At 61.0% G+C, this 19,726-nt stretch carries 10 protein-coding genes and 1 rRNA gene; 4 read left to right on the forward strand and 7 right to left on the reverse strand.

Annotated elements, in window-relative coordinates; translation table 11 throughout:
• The first annotated feature begins 49 nt into the window (after positions 1-49).
• Positions 50-165 (forward strand): 5S ribosomal RNA (rrf, locus tag AC5PZ0_RS27980).
• A 53-nt stretch (positions 166-218) separates the two neighbouring features.
• On the opposite strand, the gene AC5PZ0_RS27985 is transcribed toward rrf, so the two are convergent.
• The 4 genes from AC5PZ0_RS27985 to AC5PZ0_RS28000 form a co-directional block, all read right to left on the reverse strand.
• A complete protein-coding gene (locus tag AC5PZ0_RS27985) occupies positions 219-2,633 on the reverse strand; it encodes a TonB-dependent siderophore receptor (protein ID WP_493856188.1) in 2,415 nt (804 codons plus the stop codon).
• 172 nt (positions 2,634-2,805) lie between these two features.
• Entirely contained in the window at positions 2,806-3,774 is a 969-nt protein-coding gene (locus tag AC5PZ0_RS27990; protein ID WP_493856182.1) for a FecR domain-containing protein, read from the reverse strand.
• Complete coding sequence (locus tag AC5PZ0_RS27995; protein ID WP_265970230.1) at positions 3,771-4,274, reverse strand: sigma-70 family RNA polymerase sigma factor; 504 nt, start codon at positions 4,272-4,274, stop codon at positions 3,771-3,773. Before AC5PZ0_RS27995 ends, AC5PZ0_RS27990 begins: the two co-directional genes overlap by 4 nt.
• A 115-nt stretch (positions 4,275-4,389) precedes the next feature.
• Positions 4,390-5,079 (reverse strand): GntR family transcriptional regulator, encoded by a 690-nt coding sequence (locus AC5PZ0_RS28000; protein WP_493856183.1) that lies wholly within the window; start codon positions 5,077-5,079, stop codon positions 4,390-4,392.
• 205 nt (positions 5,080-5,284) lie between these two features.
• Between AC5PZ0_RS28000 and lapG the strand changes: the two genes are divergently transcribed.
• Positions 5,285-6,046 (forward strand): cysteine protease LapG, encoded by a 762-nt coding sequence (gene lapG, locus AC5PZ0_RS28005; RefSeq protein WP_493856184.1) that lies wholly within the window; start codon positions 5,285-5,287, stop codon positions 6,044-6,046.
• Positions 6,047-6,056: 10 nt separating this feature from the next.
• Positions 6,057-8,003, forward strand: a complete 1,947-nt coding sequence (gene lapD, locus AC5PZ0_RS28010; protein WP_493856185.1) for a cyclic di-GMP receptor LapD — start codon at positions 6,057-6,059, stop codon at positions 8,001-8,003.
• Between the two features lie 114 nt (positions 8,004-8,117).
• On the opposite strand, the gene AC5PZ0_RS28015 is transcribed toward lapD, so the two are convergent.
• Genes AC5PZ0_RS28015 through AC5PZ0_RS28025 form a run of 3 tightly spaced genes read right to left on the reverse strand, consistent with a single transcriptional unit; the run spans position 8,118 to position 13,022 of the window.
• Positions 8,118-9,476, reverse strand: a complete 1,359-nt coding sequence (locus tag AC5PZ0_RS28015) for an HlyD family type I secretion periplasmic adaptor subunit (protein ID WP_027595479.1) — start codon at positions 9,474-9,476, stop codon at positions 8,118-8,120.
• A 7-nt stretch (positions 9,477-9,483) separates the two neighbouring features.
• Positions 9,484-11,640 carry a type I secretion system permease/ATPase gene (locus AC5PZ0_RS28020; protein WP_027595480.1) on the reverse strand — a complete coding sequence of 719 codons (2,157 nt, stop codon included), beginning with the start codon at positions 11,638-11,640 and terminating at the stop codon, positions 9,484-9,486.
• Positions 11,641-11,684: 44 nt separating this feature from the next.
• Entirely contained in the window at positions 11,685-13,022 is a 1,338-nt protein-coding gene (locus AC5PZ0_RS28025) for a TolC family outer membrane protein (RefSeq protein WP_493856186.1), read from the reverse strand.
• A 350-nt stretch (positions 13,023-13,372) separates the two neighbouring features.
• Here AC5PZ0_RS28025 and AC5PZ0_RS28030 point away from each other — a divergent pair.
• On the forward strand, positions 13,373-19,726 hold a 6,354-nt coding region (locus AC5PZ0_RS28030; protein WP_493856187.1), incomplete at its 3' end, for a retention module-containing protein.

Consider the following 19,726-nt stretch of genomic DNA (forward strand, 5'->3'; position numbering starts at 1 on the left):
CATAGAAATTCGCGGGCACGTCTTGAAGACGGGCCGGCACACAGAATTTCTTGACGACCATAGAGCATTGGAACCACCTGATCCCATCCCGAACTCAGCAGTGAAACGATGCATCGCCGATGGTAGTGTGGGGTTTCCCCATGTGAGAGTAGGTCATCGTCAAGATTCAAACCCAAAGCCCCTGTCTGCGATGCAGACAGGGGCTTTGTCTTTTCCGGTCAGAATTGATAGCTGACCGTAGCGCTTACGTTTCGCTCTTCACCCATGTAGCAGTAGTTCAGGCTGGCACATGAGGTGATGTAGCTTTCGTTGGTCAGGTTGTTCGCATTCAGGCGCACATCCACCCCGGTGAGGCCGACCTTGCCCAGGTCATACCCGATCGAAGCGTCAAACAGCGTGTAGGAGGGTACCTTCATGCTGTTTTCCGCATCCACCCAGCTATACCCCACATAGCGCATCCCGCCGCCCAGCCGCAGGCCGTCCAACGCCCCCTGCCGGAAGTTGTAGTCGGCCCACAGCGAAAACATCTGCTTGGGTGCCTGGGTGGGCGAATTACCCTTGTTGTCCAACTGGGTCGACACCAGGCTCGGCATCGTCTTGGCGTACTCGATGTCGGTAAAGGTGTAGCCGCCCAACAGCTTGAGGTTATCAGTCAGCTGAACATGGGCCTCCAGCTCCAGCCCTTGTGAGCGAACTTCACCCACAGGGCGATAGAACTCCTCGTTCGGTTGTTTGGAGGCAAGGTTCTCTTGCTCGATGCGGAACACCGAGGCGGTGAACAGATTGTCACTGCCTGGCGGCTGGTACTTGATACCTGCTTCCCACTGGGTGCCCTCGGTCGGCGCCAGTGGGCGGCCATCCTGGTCGGACACGGTATTGGGGTTGAACGACTCCGAGTAGCTGGCATAAGGCGCCAGGCCATTCTCGAACAAGTAGAGCACGCCTGCTCGGGTGGTGAACTTGGTGCGTTCGTCATTGACCTTGGTGTTGCTGTCGCGGTTTTCCTCAGAAACCTTCACCCAGTCCTGACGCAGCCCCAGCGAGAAGCGCCACTGGTCGAGCTCGACCAGGTCCTGCAAATACACCCCTGTCTGCTGCAGGCGACGCTGGTAGCGGTTCTCGCCGAGTACCTGCAGGTTGCCATTGCCATATTGAGGGTTGCCGGCATCCAGCGCATCGACCGTGCCGTAGCGCCATTCCACGTCGGCTTTGCGGCGTTGATAGTCGGTGCCAAGCAGCAAGGTATGCTTGGCCGCACCGGTGAAGAACTCTGCCTGCAGCATGTTATCGATGATATAGGAGTGCAGGCGCTCGTCGCCGCCGGTATAGGCGCGGTTGAGGATATTGCTGTCGGCATCTGCCCAGCCAGCGGAATACACCTGGTCCATCGAGACGTCAGAGTCCTGGTAGCGGAAGTTCTGCCGGGCGGTGAACACATCGTTGAAGCGGTGCTCGAACTGGTAGCTGAACGACTGCTGAGTGCGTTCGTAGTTGTCGATCCCAGGCTCGCCTTCAAAGAAGTGATCTGACAGACGCAGCCCGTTGCGCTTGTGCAGCATGCCGTCTGCCGGGTTACCGCCGTGGTACCCACCATTCGGGTCATGCTGCAGATACGCCTGAAGCGTCAGCGAGGTGTCTTCGGTGAAGTCGATGCTGATAGCCGGCGCTATGGCGTAGCGTTCTTCCTTGTTGTGGTCGAACTGGGTATCAGCGCTATCGGCCAAACCTGTCAGGCGATAGGCGATACGTTTGTCGTCATCGACCGGGCCGCTGAAGTCGAAACCCATGCCACGCTGGCCCTGGGTGCCGACTGTGGCCTGCACTTGATGGAATGGCGTGAACAGTGGCTTTTTGGTGGTCAGTGCCACCAGGCCCCCTGGGGAGCTGCGGCCATAGAGTACCGAAGACGGCCCTTTCAGAATGTCGATGCGCTCAAGGAAGTACGGGTCCACTTGCATGGTGCTGTAGGTGCCGTTGTCACCCATGGATTTCAGGCCATCGACGTAGATGTTGTCTACCGAGCCGTCGTTGAAGCCCCGCATGGCCACATAGTCGTAGCGGTGCGTAGCGCCATAGGGGTTGGTCAGCACACCTGGCGTATAGCGCATGGCCTGGGCAACGGTCTGCGAGCCTTGGTCGTCCATCTGTTGACGGGTGACCACTGAAACCGACTGTGAGGTTTCCACCAACGGCATGCTGGTCTTGGTGGCCACCTGGCTGTGCGTGGCGTTGTAGCCGTCCATGCTGCCCAGGGCATTACCCAGGGTAAAACTGCGCACGTCGGTGTCTGGCAACGACAATGCGGCCTCTTCAGGCTGGGCCCGCAGCACGTAGCTGTGCCCACCCTGGCTGACGGCTTCCAGGCCGCTGCCATTGAGCAGTTGGCGCAGGGCCTGATCAGGCGAGTAATGCCCTTGCAAGCCATTGGACTGCAACCCGTTGGTCAACTGCGGCGTGCTCGACAGGGTGATCCCCGCCTGGCGGGCAAACTGGTTGAGTACATCGTTCAGTTCCCCACCCGGGATCGCGTACTGCTGGCTAACCTGGGGCGCTTCGGCGGCCAGAACATGGAGGGGCAGGGTGGACATGCCCAAGGCTGTGCCGAACAAAGCTGCCTGGACTGCTTTGCGCAGAGCGGCTGAATTCAAGACAGGTCGAAAATCATTCTCGTTGGGCACGCGTGTGTGTGGTGAGGCGATGGGCATGAAAGAGTCCGTTGAAGGGTGGGAGGGCAGAAGACGATGCTTACTGTCCTAGCCGGATCGGCGCCCAAAACCCGCCAAAAAGAACAGCGCTTGGGTGAAGTCAGGCAACCTGCTCCACACGTATCCACCAGCGCGTGCGTTGGCGAATCCTCACCGGCAGCGTTTGTGGCAGCAATTGCAGCAGCTGCTCAGGGTCCTCGAGGCGGAACACACCTGACAGGCGTAAACCAGCAATCTCATCGCTGCAACCCAGGTAGCCGTGGCGATAACGGCCCACTTGTTCAAGAAAATCGCGCAAGCGCATGTCGCGGGTAACGATCAGCCCTTCGCTCCAGGCAGCCGGGTCCATGGCCACGCTCTCCAGGCGTTGTGCGCCCTGGGCGTCCAGGCGCCAGTGCTGGCCGCTGGCAATCCACTGCACCTGGCCGTTCCCCGGCCGGTGTATCGCCACGTTGCCGTGGCTGACGCTGACCTGCGTGCAGTCTCGCTCCTGGCGCACCACAAAGCGCCCGTCGAAACCTTCGAGCAGGGCATCTTGCGTCTGTACCAGCAGAGGGCGAGCCTGGTTATGTGCGTCACTGCACGTGAGCATCAGCTCCCCATGCCTGAGGCGGAGCAAGCGCTGCTGATCGTCGAAAGCGAGGTCTACCGCACTGCGCGTGTTGAGTTGCATCAGCGAGCCATCGGGTAGCTGGAAGCTACGCCGTTCGCCCGTGGCAGTCGCGTAGTCCGCAGTCCAGCCGCTGACGGTATCGAGGTCTTTCGCCAGCCATGTCGCCGAGCCCGCCATGGCGGCGCAGCCAAGCAACTTGAGCGCCTGGCGACGGTGCAGGCGCCGCTGGCTGGTTTCCAAGGTCTGTAGGGCAACCCCCGCGCCGGGGATGGCGCGCAGGTCAAGGTCCTGATGCAGGTGAACCACCCGTTGCCAGGCCAGTTCGTGCTCGTGCCGTGCGCTACGCCACTGCTCGCATTGCTGCAGCAGCACGAGGCTATTGCCGCTTTCTCGTAGCCTGAGCATCCACTGAATGGCTTGCTTGACCGCTTTGGCGGAAGGGGCGGCGGGTGTCATCGCTCGTCTTCAAAGCGCAGCAGGTAGCAATGATAAAGCGCATCAGCAATGTAGCGCTCCACCGTGCGCACCGAGATACCCATCTGCTCGGCGATCGCCTGGTGTTTCAGCCCTTCGCACTGGGCCAGCAGAAAAGCGCGGCGCACCTTTGGCTTGAGGCCATCGAGCATGCGAGCGATACGCTCCAGCAGTTCGAGCAGCACCTCGCGGGTTTCCACCGAGGGTGCCAAGGCTTCCGGCAGGTGGGCCAAGGCTTCGAGGTAAGCCCGGTGCAATTCTTCACGGCGCCAGTGATCGATCACCAGCCCGCGCGCCACGGTGCGCAAGAAGGCTCTTGGCGTATTGAGCTGTACCTGCTCGCCACGCTGCAACAGCCGGACGAACGTGTCCTGGGCCAGGTCTGCGGCATCGGCGGCGTTACCCAGCTTGCTACGCAGCCAGGCATGCAACCAGCCGTGGTGGTCACTGTAGAGCGTTTGCACGGAGTCATTGGAAGGCATGGAGGAGGGCGCTGGCTTCAATGGACATAAATGATAATTAGTCTCATTGTTTGCGGAGCCCGTTTATTTTGCAACAGGCTGATGTCGGGCGACCGGCTATCCCGCTCAGAACCGGCTACCGCCTTAGCTGTGAATCCAGATACTGCCTGATAACACGCGCCCCTGAGTTCAAGTGCTGCTCAAGCACCGCGACCGCTTCATCCACCAGCTTGTCGCTGGCCGCATCCACCAGCGCGTTGTGATCGTCCTGGGTGAGCTTGCCCAGCCCCATCGACGAAAGATGGAAGCGCAGAAAGCGCTCTTCTTCGTTCAGTTCGTTCTCGATCAGGCGCAGTAACTTCTTGTTCGGCGCCTTGCTATACAGCGCCATGTGGAACAGGCGGTTGAGGCGGCCGATTTCGGCGTGACGGGTTTCGTTTTCCAGTTGCTGGATATACCCGCGCGCGCGGGCGATGTCATCGGCATCGAGCAACGGAATGGACTGGCGCAGGGCCTCGCTTTCGAGCAGAACACGCAGGGCGTAGGTGTCCACCGCGTCTTCACCAATCAAGGGCGCAACCACTGCGCCCTTGTGCATCTCCACGTTCAGCAGCGATTGCGCCTCGAGCTGGCGCAAGGCCTCGCGCACGGGCATGCGGCTGACCCCGAACAAGGTGGCGAGCTCTTGCTGACGCACGGCAGTACCTGGCGGCAGACGACCATCAAGAATGGCGCTGCGCAGGCGCTCCTCGATAACAGCACGTGCCATGTGTGGGGATAGCTGTTCGCTAGCCAGCACGTTGCTCAGTTTGATTTTCTCGGCCACGCGGAGTCTGCCTCGACGATAAGAAAAGTTGGATCCAATGACACTAGTAACAGGCAAGGGGGCTTGTCAAACCGTCGACCGCACTGGAGCGGCCGACCCAAGGCCGCGGCTATGGTGTATGAAGTCGCTTGGCAAAGGAAGCGGTACATAGAACGAGATAGCCATAAAGTCAGTATGGCCCGACCATTGGCTGCGTGATTGCAGGGTGCCATTGTTTTTTGCACGGGCAGGCCGCACCATCGCTGCTTTCGACGGGTCTGAACAGGTCTTCGCAGTGGCGATATCCTGGATGTTCAAAACCGCTGTGCGACGTGTCGGCCTTGCCGCGCTGCTGGGTAGCTTGCTACTGGGCGGCTTGCACGCGGATTGGGATTTTTCCCAGATCAGCCGCCAGTCGCAGGCGCTGTATGGCCCGCTTGGCGCGGGGCAGGGGCGTATCGACGCCTGGCAGAACCTGATGGCCACGCAGAAGCAGGGCAGTGAGCTGGAACGGCTGCAAGTGGTCAATCGCTTCTTCAACCAGCAATTGCGCTACGTCGAAGACATCGACTTGTGGCATGAGGTCGATTACTGGGCCACGCCGGTCCAGGCCCTGATCAAGGGGGCCGGTGATTGCGAGGACTACGCTATTGCCAAGTATTTCAGCCTGCGACGTATGGGCGTCCCCAGCGAGAAGCTGCGCATCACCTACGTCAAGGCGCTGCGGCAGAACCGGGCGCACATGGTACTGACCTATTATGCCAGCCCACAGGCTCAGCCGTTGGTGCTCGACAGCCTGATGGATGCCATCAAGCCGGCGAGCCAGCGCCCCGACTTGCTGCCGGTGTACGCCTTCAATGGCGAGGGGTTGTGGCTGACAGGCGCCGCCGGCAACAAGAAGGTCGGCGATACCAAGCGCCTGTCACGTTGGCAGGATTTGCTGAAGAAAATGCAGGCCGAAGGGTTCCCGGCCGAGCCGGTTTACTGAAGGAGCACAGATGTCACTGTTCAAACAATTGCTGTTGGCCATTTGCCTGTTCCTGGTGGTCGCTTTCAGCGGCAGCTTCATGGTCAGCCTGGAGAGCTCGCGCAGCCAGTACGTCAACCAGCTGCGCTCGCACGCCCAGGACGCGGCCACTGCCTTGGCGCTGTCGCTGACGCCTAATATCGACGACCCGGCGATGGTCGAACTGATGGTTAGCTCGATCTTCGACAGTGGCTACTATGCGAGCATCAAGGTTGTCGACCTGGGCTCCAATGCCGTGCTGGTGGAGCGCCACGCCGAGCCCGACCCGGGGGGTGTGCCGGCCTGGTTCGTCCACCTCATCGGCCTTGAAGCCGCAGGTGGGGATGCCATCGTCAGCCGTGGCTGGCAGCAGGCGGCGCGGGTGGAGGTGATCAGCCATCCGATGTTCGCCATTGCCAAACTCTGGCAGAGTGCCTTGGGCAGCCTGGGTTGGTTGTTGCTGTGCGGTGCCGCCAGCGCGGTGCTCGGCGCCTTGCTGCTGCGTCGGCAATTGCGGCCGCTGGATTACATGGTCGAGCAATCCCATGCCATCGCTCGGCGCGAATTCCTCAGCCTGCCAGACCTGCCGCGCACCCCTGAGCTGCGCCGTGTGGTGCAGGCAATGAACCAGATGGTCGAGAAGCTCAAGGCACTGTTTACCGAGCAGGCCGAGCGCAGTGAGCGGCTGCGCGCAGAGTCCTACCAGGACAGCCTCACCGGCTTGTCCAACCGCCGCTATTTCGAGATGCAACTGAATACGCGCGTCAGCAACCTGGAAGAGGCGCGCGCCGGTTACTTGCTGTTGCTGCGGGTTCAGGGCCTGGCAGGCCTTAACGCGCGCCTGGGCGGGCAGCGCACCGATCAGCTGTTGCAGACAGTGGGCGAGCAGCTTCGCCGCACCTGTGCCAGCTACCCGGAGACCAAAGACCTGATCTCGCGCAGCCGTGGGGGCGAGTTCGCCGTGCTGGCGCCGGGTATGGTGCATGAAGAGGCGGTACAGCTCGCCCAGGCCCTGGAGGCGACACTGCAGAGCCTGCACGAGACGGGCGCCAGTGATGTCGACCCGGTGGCGTGCATCGGCCTTGCGCCGTTCACCCCCGGCGATGCGCCACAGGCATTGCTGAAGCTCGCCGACGAGGCCCTGGCGCGTGCCGAAAACCAGCCGGCGCCGGGCTGGGTGTGCCTTGAACAGGGTGCGGCCGCGGTGGCCGGTGATAGCCATCATGCCTGGCATGAGCGGCTCGACCAGGCCTTCGTCAATGGGCAATTCGAACTGTTCTTCCAGCCGGTGGTGGACTGCGCCACAGGGCAAAGGGTACTGCACCACAAAGTGATCTCACGTTTGCACGATGAGCGGGGCGAGGCGTTGCCGGCCGGGCGCTTCTTGCCTTGGCTGGAGCGCTTTGGCTGGATGCCGCGCTTGGATCTGCTGGTGCTGGAAAAGGTGCTTGCCCACCTGCGCACTCATGATCAGGTGCTGGCGCTGAACCTGTCCGCTGCAACCTTGGCCGACCCCAAGGCGCTGCAACGCGTCTACGAGCTGTTGAGCCAGCATGCGGCGCTGGGCCCACGCCTGACATTCGAGATCGGCGAAGAGCAATTGCCCGAACAGTCAGCCCTCGAACAGCTGACCCGGCGCCTGCACGCGCATGGCTTCGGGCTGGCGCTGCAGCGCTTTGGCGGCCGGTTCAGCATGATTGGCAACCTGGCGCACCTGGGCCTTGCGTACCTGAAGATCGATGGTAGCTATATCCGTAACATCGACCATGAACAACACAAGCGCCTGTTCATCGAAGCGATACAGCGCGCGGCGCACAGCATCGACCTGCCGTTGATTGCTGAACGGGTCGAGACGGAAGGGGAAAGGTTGGTGCTGCGGGAAATGGGCGTGGGTGGTATTCAGGGGCAGTTGGTGGGTGAGCCCGCACCCTGGCGCTGAACGGGTAGGAGCAGCCTTGTGCTGCGAAGAGGCCAGTGGCGGCACCGATAATCTTCCGTGCTGCCACTGGCCTCTTCGCAGCACAAGGCTGCTCCTACCGGGATTGCGTAAGACTCAACGCTCGCGCAAGGCTTCCGAACGCGCCTTCATGATCGGCTTGAGCAAGTAGCTCATGATGGTCTTCTTGCCGGTCATGATATCCACCGTCGCCACCATCCCGGGGATGATCAGCAGCGGCTTCTCGTCGGTGCCCAAATGGCTGCGGTCGGTGCGCAACTTGATCAGGTAGTACGTGGTCTTCTTGTCTTCATCGGTGATGGTATCGGCACCGATCTGTTCCAGCTTGGCCTTCAGGCCACCGTAGATGGTGTAGTCATAGGCGGTGAACTTGACGGTCGCTTCCTGCCCAGGGTGCAGGAAGGCAATGTCCTTGGGCAGGATCTTCGCCTCGATGACCAGTGTGTCGTCCAGCGGCACCACTTCGACGATGTCGCTACCCGGCTGGATGACCCCGCCGATGGTGTTGACCAGCAGCTGCTTGACGATACCGCGTACCGGCGAGGTGACCATGGTGCGGTGTACCCGGTCATCCAGTGCCTTGCTGGTGGCAGTGGCCTTGTTGAGCTCGGTGCGGGCCTCGTTGAGCTGAGTCAGCGCCTCGCTGCGGAACTTGCCACGGGTCTCCTCGACCTTGCTCTGCACTTCGCGGATGGCCGCCTCGGCGCGGGGGATGGCCAGCGCGGTTGAGTCCATCTGGCCACGGTTCTCCACTTCGGCACGGCGCAGGCGCAGCACTTCAACCTGGGAAATCGCGCCCTGGGCCACCAGCGGCTCGGACATCGCGATTTCCTGACGCAGCAGTTGCAGGCTGTTGGCATACTGGGCGCGCTTGGAGGTGTACTCGCGCAGCTCTTGCTGGCGCTGTACCAACTGTTGCTGCAGGCCGCCGATTTCGTCCTGCAGTTGCTGGCGCCGGCTCAGGTACAGCGACTCTTCGTTGGCTGCCTGGCTGGGCGCTGCCTTGCGCAGTTCTTCATCGATTTTCAGCGGGCGGTCTTCGACCTCGGCACTCAGACGTTCGACCCGCAGCGCCATGGCCAGGCGGTCGGCCTCGGTTTCACCGACGTTGGAGGCGAAGCGGGTTTCGTCCAGGCGCAGCAAGGGCTGGCCGACGTCGACGATTTGCCCTTCCTTGGCGTAGATCTCGGCGATGATGCCGCCCTCAAGGTTCTGGATCTTCTGCACCTTGGACGACGGAATGGCCTTGCCTTCGCCCCGCGTGACCTCATCGATCGGCGCGACGCTGGCCCAGACGATCATGAACACGAAAAACGCGATCACACCCCAGATGGTCAGGCGAACCACCCGTGGCGCGTCCTCGATCAGCGCCTTGTTGACCTCAGGCAGTGGCTGCCCGCCAAGCGAGTCGGAGCCTTTGAAGTAGCGCCGCAGGCCATCCTTGAATTGCCCCATATCGAGCTTATGCAACACTGATCTGCCCCTTCTTCAGCGCATCCATGACCGCGGCTTTCGGGCCGTCGGCGACAATCTGCCCGCGATCGATCACGATCAGCCGGTCCACCAGCGACAGCAACGAGGCGCGGTGGGTCACCAGCAGCACCGTCTTGTTTTCGATGACCGCCTGCAGGCGCTGCTTGAGGCGCTCTTCACCGGTGTTGTCCATGGCGCTGGTCGGTTCGTCGAGCAGCAGGATCTGTGGGTTGAGCAGCAATGCACGGCCCAGGGCGACGTTCTGCCGCTGGCCGCCGGAGAGGTTCTGGCCACGTTCGCCCACCTGCAGCTCATAGCCGTCAGGGTGCAGCCTGGCAAACTCATGAACACCTGCCAGCTCTGCGGCCTGCAGGATCATTTCGTCTTCGATGTAGCGGGCGCCGCTGACCAGGTTGTCGCGCAGGGTGCCGGCCATCAGCTGGATGTCCTGGGGCACGTAGCCGATATTGTGGCGCAGCTCGCTGACGTCGATCTGGCGGATATCCACGCCATCGACCAGCAGCGACCCGCCGTCGGATTCATACAGGCCAACGATTAGCTTGGCCAACGAGCTCTTGCCCGAACCGCTTCGGCCAATGATGCCCACCTTCTCGCCGGGGCGAATAGTCAGGTTGATGTTCTTGAGGGCCAGGTTCTGCTGGTTAGGGTAGGTGAAGTCCACCCCACGGAACTCGATGCTGCCTTGCAGCACCCGGCGGCTCAGTGGGCGCTCTTCGAAGTTGCGTTCCTGCGGCAGCTCCATCATGTGGTCGGTGGAAACCATGGTCACCTTGGCCTGCTGATAGCGGGCCAGCAAACCATTGAGCTGCCCCAGCGGGCCAAGGGCACGGCCGCTGAGCATGTAACAGGCGACCAGGCCACCCATGCTCAGGTTGCCGTCGATGATCATGTAGACCCCGACGCAAATCATCGCCACGCCAGCCAGTTGCTGGATCAGCAGGGTGATGTTCATCGCCAGGCTCGACAGCACCTTCACGCGCAGTTCCAGACGGCTGAGGGTGCCGAGCGTCTGTTCCCACATGTACTGGCGCTCGCTTTCGGCGTTGTTGACCTTGACCGCATCCAGGCCTGCCAGGGTCTCGATCAGGCTCGACTGGCGTTCCGAGGCCAGGGCCATGGTCCGCTCCATGGTCGCCATCAGCGGCCGTTGCAGGGCGTAACCGATGCCCAGGGCCAGCGGGAAGGCGATGACCGGGATCCACACCAGGTGCCCGCCAATGATGGCGATGACGATCAGGATCAGCAGCGTGAACGGCAGGTCGATCAGGCTGGTCAGGGTCAAAGAGGCGAGGAAGTCGCGTAAACCCTGGAACTCATGGATGTTTTGGGCAAAGCTGCCGACCCGCGCGGGGCGGTACTTCATCGACATCCCGACGATACGTTCGAACAAGGTCGCCGAGATGATCAGGTCGGTCTTCTTGCCGGCCAAGTCCAGGCAGAGGCCGCGCAGGCCCTTGAGGATCAGGTCGAAGAAGTAGGCCCCGGCGATGCCGACGGCCAGCACCCAAAGGGTCGAGGTCGCCTGGTTGGGCACCACCCGGTCATACACGTTCATCACGAACAGCGGCGCTGCCAAGGCGATCAGGTTGATCACCAGGCTGGCGGCGATGGCGTCGATATACAGCCATTTGCTGCGCAGCAAGGTGTCGCGGAACCAGGATTTCGCGCGCGGGATGAGGTTGCCGTGGTTGACGTCGAACTTGTGCTGCGGCTGGGCGAAGAACACACGCCCGCTGTAGTCACTGAGCAGCGCTTCGCGGCTGACGTGCACCTCGCCACCATCGCTCTCGCTGAGCAGCAGGCGTGCGGTGTCTTCATTCTCCCAGCCCAGCAGGACGGCGCTGCGGCCTTCCTTGAGCAACAGCATGGCAGGCATGGCGATACTGGGGATCTGCTCCAGTTTACGCTGCAGCAGCCGCCCTTGCAGGCCGGCCCTGGCCGCCGCACGGGGCAGCAGCTCGGGGCTCAGGCGCTGCGCGGGTAGCGGCAGGCCGGTGGTCAGCATGACCCGGCTTGCAGGTTTCTGGTGCAGGACACACAGGCTCAGCAGACTATCCAGCAAGGGATCGTCATGCTGACTGCGTGGATCGTGGCTGAGTTGGACTCGACTGACTTCGGATTCCACGCGGCGCTCTCTTCATCCTTGCGGTGGGTGGGGCAGGGTGGGCCTCAGTTCAGGCCTGGCAGGCTCACCCTTGGTTTCAGATCGTTCTGCACAACGGTGGCCATCGGGGCTACAACACCCTGACTCTTGAGCAGTTGGCCAATGGTCGCCTTGATTCGATACTGAGTAAACAATTGTATGTTCTTCACTTCCACCAGGCGACGCTGGGCAGTGAAGGTTTCATTCTCGCTGTCGAGCAAGTCGAGCAGGGTTCGCTCGCCCAGGCTGAATTGCTGTTGGTAGGCGCTGCGCACACGGTTGCTGTGATCGACGTACTGCTGGGCGATCGGCAACTGGGCGTTGGCGTTCTCCTGAGCATTCCATGCCAGGCCCAACTCTTCATTGAGCTGACGCAAGGCATTGTTGCGGATATCCAGCGCCTGGTTGGACAGGTACGACTTGGACTCCAGGTCTGCCTTGTTGCTGCCGCCAGCATACAGGTTGAAGTTCATTCGCAGCATAGCCTGCCATTCGTTGTTATGGCCTGCTGTGCCGTCGATATTGTTATCCGCCGTTCGTCCGAGTTCTGCATCGAAGCGGGGGTAGAAGGACGACTTTGCGGCCTCGTACTGTTTTTCTGCGGCGGCAACGTCCGATTCGGCCGAGCGCAGCACCGGGCTGCTTTCAACCAACTGCGTGCGGGCTTCCTCCAGCGTGGCGGGCAGCAGGTCGATGAACGGCGCCGGTGCGCTCAGTTCATCGGGCACCTGGCCGACGACGCTGAGGTAATTGGTGCTGGCATCGGCCAGGTTGGTCTTCTCGGTGATCAGGTTGTTTTGCGCCTGAGCCAGGCGTGCCTCGGCCTGGTCTAGGTCAGCCAGGCGGCCGACGCCGCGGCTGGTGCGCAGTTTGATCTGATCCAGAATACGTTCGTGGTTGCTCAGGTTGTCTTCGGCCAGGCGCACCATCTCGCGCCGCGACAGCACATCCAGATACACCTGGGCGACGTCGAGTGCGGTGCGCTCGGAGGTGCCCATCAGGGAGTAGGCCCGGGCGTTGGCGGTGGCTTGTTGACGGTCGACTTCGTTTGACGTGGCAAAACCGTCAAAAACCATTTGGCGAAGACGGATTGCTGACTCACCTCGGTTCAGTGTGTCCCAGCGGTTACCGGTACTCGGGCTATCGGTACTTTCGCGCCCATAGCCCGCCGTTACATCGACCCTCGGCAAGTAGCCGCCCTGGGCCGCGCGCAGCTGGTAATCCGCCGCCACGCGAGCATTCACGCCGGCCTGGATTTCCGGGTGTCGCTCAAGGGCTGTTTGCATAGCTTCGGGCAAGGATTGTGCTTGTACGAACGTGGCGGCTAGGGTGATGGGAAGAATGGTAAACAGTGACGCACGCATTTTTGGCGGGTTCCCGAAGGCGCAGTTGTCCTGAATCACGGTTGAAGGTTTTCAGGGCCTGGAAAATGGCACCTGATCTGACCGATGAGCGAACTTCCGACGGGCACTGGATTAGTACTAAAGGAAGGGGTGGCAAAGGTGCAAATATCAATGTGACATTACATTGCCGATTGTTTAGGATGGCGAGTATAAGGTCAATAGTTTGGCAGATAGTTAATTCCAAACAGTTATAGACGGAATTTTGACGTCAAAATCGTCAACATATCAATCGACACAGTTCCGCCTGAAGTGGCTTTCAAAAGCGCCGCTCTGGCAGGGAAGTACCCCAATCGGGTCACACGGAGAGTCCAATGAGCAGCGTTGTAGCCATCGTCAAAAGCATTGTCGGCCAGGTTATTGCGGTATCCCCAGAGGGCATCCGGCGTGTACTCATCGAAGGTGACCGCCTGTTGGCGGGTGAGGAAGTCCTCACCGGCCCAGGCGGCGCGGTAACCCTCGAGTTGGCCGACGGCCGTATGCTCGACCTGGGCCGTGACAGCCAGTGGAGCGCGGATGCGCCTTACAGCAGCGCCGACCTGAGCCAGGCCACTGCGCAGGCTGCACCGTCAGTTGAAGAGCTGCAGCAGGCGATCGCCGCGGGTGTCGACCCGACCACCGAGCTTGAAGCTACCGCAGCAGGCCCGGCAGCGGCGGGCGGTGGCGGTGCGCTGGGCGGTGGCCACAGCTTCGTCATGCTTGAGGAGACCGCAGGCCGGGTCGACCCGAGCATCGGCTTCCCAACCGGGCCGTTGGGCTTTGCCGCAGCGCTGGACAATGAAGACGTTGGCGCGGTGGACACCAGCAACAACAACCAGGTGATTCCGCCCACAACGGAGACCAACGTCTCCACCGCCCTTGTACTCAACGCCACCCCTTCCATCACCGAAGCGGGTGGCGTAATCGTTTACACCGCGACAGTTGGCCAGGCGCCGACGTCCAACCTGATCGTCACCCTGGCCAACGGCGCAGTGATCGTCATTCCGGCAGGGCAGACCAGCGGTAGCGTCAACGTCACCATCCCGGCCAATGACACGCCGTACATCGACGGTGGTCAGATTTCGACCACCGTAACCGGCACCACCGGTGGTAACGGTCTGATCGTGACCCTGCCGCAAACGCCGGCGGTTACGCAGATTACCGATACCATCGACACCACCACGGCGACCTTGACCGCCACCCCTTCGGTGACCGAAGGCGGCGTGATCACCTACACCGTGACCCTGAGCAACCCTGCCCAGACGCCGGTCACCGTGACCCTGTCCAATGGCCAGACCATCACTGTTGAAGCTGGGAAGACCCAGGGCAGTGTTGATTTCCAGACGCCGGCCAATGACGTTTACAACAATGGCTCGACCGTTAGCACCACCATCACCGGTGCTACTGGCGGTAACTTCGAGCAGCTGACGCCTAACCCTGCGCCGGCCGAGACCACGATCAATGACTCGGTCGACGTTACTACCGCGACCCTGACTGCGTCGCCAAGCGTGACTGAAGGCGGCGTAATCACCTACACCGTGACCCTGAGCAACCCTGCCCAGACTCCGGTGACTGTGACCCTGTCGAACGGCCAGACCATCACCGTCGAAGCCGGCAAGACTCAAGGCAGCGTTGATTTCCAGACCCCGGCCAACGACGTCTATAACAACGGCTCGACCGTTAGCACCACCATCACCGGTGCCACTGGCGGTAACTTCGAGCAACTGACGCCGAACCCGACCCCGGCTCAGACCACGATCAATGACTCGGTAGATGTCACTACCGCCACCCTGACTGCCAATCCGTCGGTCACCGAAGGTGGCGTGATCACCTACACCGTGACCCTGAGCAACCCTGCCCAGACGCCGGTCACCGTCACCCTGTCGAACGGCCAGACCATCACCGTTGAAGCCGGCAAGTCTCAAGGCAGCGTTGACTTCCAGACCCCGGCCAACGACGTCTACAACAACGGCTCGACCGTTAGCACCACCATCACCGGAGCTACTGGCGGCAACTTCGAGCAACTGACGCCGAACCCGACCCCGGCTCAAACCACGATCAATGACTCGGTAGACGTCACCACCGCGACCCTGACTGCCAATCCGTCGGTCACCGAAGGTGGCGTGATCACCTACACCGTGACCCTGAGCAACCCTGCCCAGACGCCGGTCACCGTGACCCTGTCCAATGGCCAGACCATCACCGTCGAAGCGGGCAAAACCCAGGGCAGCATTGATTTCCAGACCTCGGCGAACGACGTCTACAACAACGGCTCGACCGTTAGCACGACCATCACCGGTGCTACTGGCGGTAACTTCGAGCAACTCACGCCGAACCCGACCCCGGCTCAAACCACGATCAATGACTCGGTAGATGTCACTACGGCGACTCTGACTGCCAATCCGTCGGTCACCGAAGGTGGCGTGATCACCTACACCGTGACGCTGAGCAACCCTGCCCAGACGCCTGTGACCGTTACTCTGTCGAACGGCCAGACCATCACCGTCGAAGCCGGCAAGACTCAAGGCAGCGTTGACTTCCAGACCCCGGCGAACGACGTCTACAACAACGGCTCGACCGTAAGTGTCACGATCAAGGACGCTGCTGGCGGCAACTTCGAGCAACTGACGCCGAACCCAACGCCGGCGCAGACCACGATCAATGATTCGGTGGACGTCACTACGGCGACACTGACTGCCAATCCGTCGGTCACCGAAGGCGGCGTGATCACCTACACCGTGACTTTGAGCAATCCTGCTCAGACGCCGGTAACCGTGACCCTGTCGAACGGCCAGACCATCACCGTTGAAGCTGGCAAAACCCAGGGCAGCGTTGATTTCCAGACCCCGGCGAACGACGTCTACAACAACGGCTCGACCGTAAGTGTCACGATCAAGGACGCTACTGGCGGCAACTTCGAGCAGCTGACGCCGAACCCAACGCCGGCGTCCACTGTAATCAATGACAGTGTCGATACCGTCACCGTAAGCATCGTCAGCAACGGTAATGTCACTGAAGACCAGCAGCCATCCTTCACGATCAAAGTGAGCCAGGCGCTGGACCGTCCGCTGACCGTGACCCTGTCGAATGGCGAAACCGTCACCATCGAGGCTGGCAAGACCGAAGTCGAGTACAAGACCCCGGCTCAGGGCGATGACGTCATCAAGGACGCGGGTTCCGTGACGCTGAGCGTCACCGATGCCACTGTTTCGGGTGCAACCTTCGAGCATCTGGCCATCGGCGGCCCAGCTACCGTCGAGATTTCGGACACCATCAGCGAAGTCGTTGCAACCTTGACTGTCGACAAGGCGACTGTGGCGGAAGGCGGCCAGGTGACCTACACCGTCACGCTGACCAACGCGCAGGGGCTTTCGGTCACTCAGCACGGGGCACTGACCTTCACCCTGACCGACGGCACAAAAGTCACGATTCCGGCTGACAGTGCCTCTGGTACCGCGACCATCACGGTTAACGATGACGTGTACGTCGGCGGCCAGGCCGCTATTGCCAACAAGCTTGAGTCGGTTTCGGGGGCAGACAGCTTCGAGAAGCTGACTCTGGGTGGTGAAACCGTCACCACTTCTGTGACGGACGAACCGGGTTCGGGTACTCCAGGTACCGGTAACCAGGGCGATTTGGTGCAGGTCACCATTACCGCTGACCAGGTTTCGGTTGCCGAGAACGTGAAACCAACCTTCACCGTTCACATCAACACTGCCCTGGCTCACGATCTGGTCGTGACCCTGAGCAACAACGCTACCGTCACCATCAAAGCCGGTGAAACCAGCGCGCCTTACACCCACGAAGCGCAAGGCGATGACGTCTACAAAGACGCTGGCGAAATCAGCCTGGGTATCAAGTCGGCAGCAGACATCGATGGCCGTGCCTTCGAGAACCTGCAGTTGGGCGACGCAGCGTCGGTAAAAGTGACTGATACCACTGACGACGTCATCGCCAAGCTGACCGCCACCCCTTCGGTTACCGAAGGCGGCGAGATCACCTATACCGTCACCCTGACCAACAAAGACGGTCTGCCGATCGATAACCACGCGCCGTTGTATTTCACCTTGAGTGACGGCAAAACGGTGATCACCGTTCCGGCGAACGGCACCACCGGTTCGATTACCGTAACCGCGCCAGACAACGTCTACACCGGCACTAACCCACCGGTAGAGCAGAGCCTGCAGGCGGTCAGCGGTGCTGACGCTTGGAAATTCGAAAACCTGGTTCTGGACAAGACCCCGGTCAGCACCACTGTCACTGACGAGCCAGGCACGCCGGGCAACGAAGGCGACCTGGTCAAGGTCACCATCACCGCCGACCAGGTTTCGGTTGCTGAGAACGTCAAGCCGACGTTCACCGTCCATATCAACACTGCCCTGGCTCACGATCTGGTCGTGACCCTGAGCAACAACGCTACCGTCACCATCAAAGCGGGCGAAACCAGCGCGCCTTACACTCACGACGCGCAAGGCGATGACGTCTACAAAGACGCTGGCGAAATCAGCCTGGGTATCAAGTCGGCAGCAGACATCGATGGCCGTGCCTTCGAGAACCTGCAGCTGGGCGACGCGGCCTCGGTCAAAGTGACCGATACCACTGACGACGTCATCGCCAAACTGACCGCCACCCCATCGGTCACCGAAGGTGGCGAGATCACTTACACCGTCACCTTGACCAACAAAGACGGTCTGCCGATCGACAACCACGCGCCGTTGTACTTCACCTTGAGTGACGGCAAAACGGTGATCACCGTTCCGGCCAACGGCACCACCGGTTCGATTACCGTGACCGCCCCGGACAACGTCTACACCGGCACTAACCCACCGGTCGAGCAGAGCCTGCAGGCGGTCAGCGGCGCTGACGCCTGGAAGTTTGAAAACCTGGTTCTGGACAAGACCCCGGTCAGCACCACTGTCACTGACGAGCCAGGCACGCCGGGCAACGAAGGCGACCTGGTCAAGGTCACCATCACCGCCGACCAGGTTTCGGTTGCCGAGAACGTGAAGCCGACCTTCACCGTTCACATCAACACTGCCCTGGCCCACGACTTGGTCGTGACGCTGAGCAACAACGCTACCGTCACCATCAAAGCGGGTGAAACCAGCGCGCCTTACACCCACGACGCGCAGGGCGATGACGTCTACAAAGACGCTGGCGAAATTTCCCTGGGCATCAAGTCCGCGGTCGATGTCGATGGTCGTACCTTCGAAAACCTGCAGCTGGGTGACGCAGCGTCGGTCAAAGTGACTGACACTACTGACGACGTCATCGCCAAGCTGACCGCCACTCCTTCGGTCACCGAAGGCGGCGAGATCACTTACACCGTCACCCTGACCAACAAAGACGGTCTGCCGATCGATAACCACGCGCCGTTGTACTTCACCCTGAGTGACGGCAAAACGGTCATCACCGTTCCGGCCAACGGCACCACCGGTTCGATTACCGTAACTGCCCCGGACAACGTCTACACCGGCGCTAATCCACCGGTAGAGCAGAGCCTGCAGGCGGTCAGCGGCGCTGACGCCTGGAAGTTCGAGAACCTGGTTCTGGACAAGACCCCGGTCAGCACCACTGTGACTGACGAGCCGGGTACTCCAGGCAACGAAGGTGATGTGGTCAAGGTCACCATCACGGCTGACCAGGTTTCGGTTGCCGAGAACGTGAAGCCGACCTTCACCGTTCACATCAACACCGCGCTGGCTCACGACCTGGTCGTGACCTTGAGCAACAACGCCACCGTCACCATCAAAGCGGGCGAAACCAGCGCGCCATACACCCACGAAGCGCAAGGCGATGACGTCTACAAAGACGCTGGCGAAATCAGCCTGGGTATCAAGTCGGCAGCAGACATCGATGGCCGTGCCTTCGAAAACCTGCAGTTGGGCGACGCGGCGTCGGTCAAAGTGACTGACACTACTGACGACGTCATCGCCAAACTGACCGCCACCCCATCGGTCACCGAAGGCGGCGAAATCACTTACACCGTCACCCTGACCAACAAAGACGGCTTGCCGATCGATAACCACGCGCCGTTGTACTTCACCCTGAGTGACGGCAAAACGGTGATCACCGTCCCGGCGAACGGCACCACCGGTTCGATTACCGTAACCGCGCCAGACAACGTCTACACCGGCGCTAACCCACCGGTAGAGCAGAGCCTGCAGGCGGTCAGCGGCGCTGACGCCTGGAAGTTCGAGAACCTGGTTCTGGATAAGACTCCGGTCAGCACCACTGTCACTGACGAGCCAGGCACGCCGGGCAACGAAGGCGACGTGGTTAAGGTCACCATCACCGCCGATCAAATCTCGGTGGCTGAAAACGTCAAACCGACCTTCACCGTTCACATCAACACTGCCCTGGCTCACGATCTGGTCGTGACCCTGAGCAACAACGCTACCGTCACCATCAAAGCGGGCGAAACCAGCGCGCCTTACACCCACGAAGCGCAAGGCGATGACGTCTACAAAGACGCTGGCGAAATCAGCCTGGGTATCAAGTCGGCAGCAGACATCGATGGCCGTGCCTTCGAAAACCTGCAGCTGGGCGACGCGGCGTCGGTCAAAGTCACCGACACCACTGATGACGTCATCGCCAAACTGACCGCCACCCCTTCGGTAACCGAAGGTGGCGAGATCACCTACACCGTCACCCTGACCAACAAAGACGGTCTGCCGATCGATAACCAT

The organism is Pseudomonas sp. 5.2 (assembly GCF_059025405.1).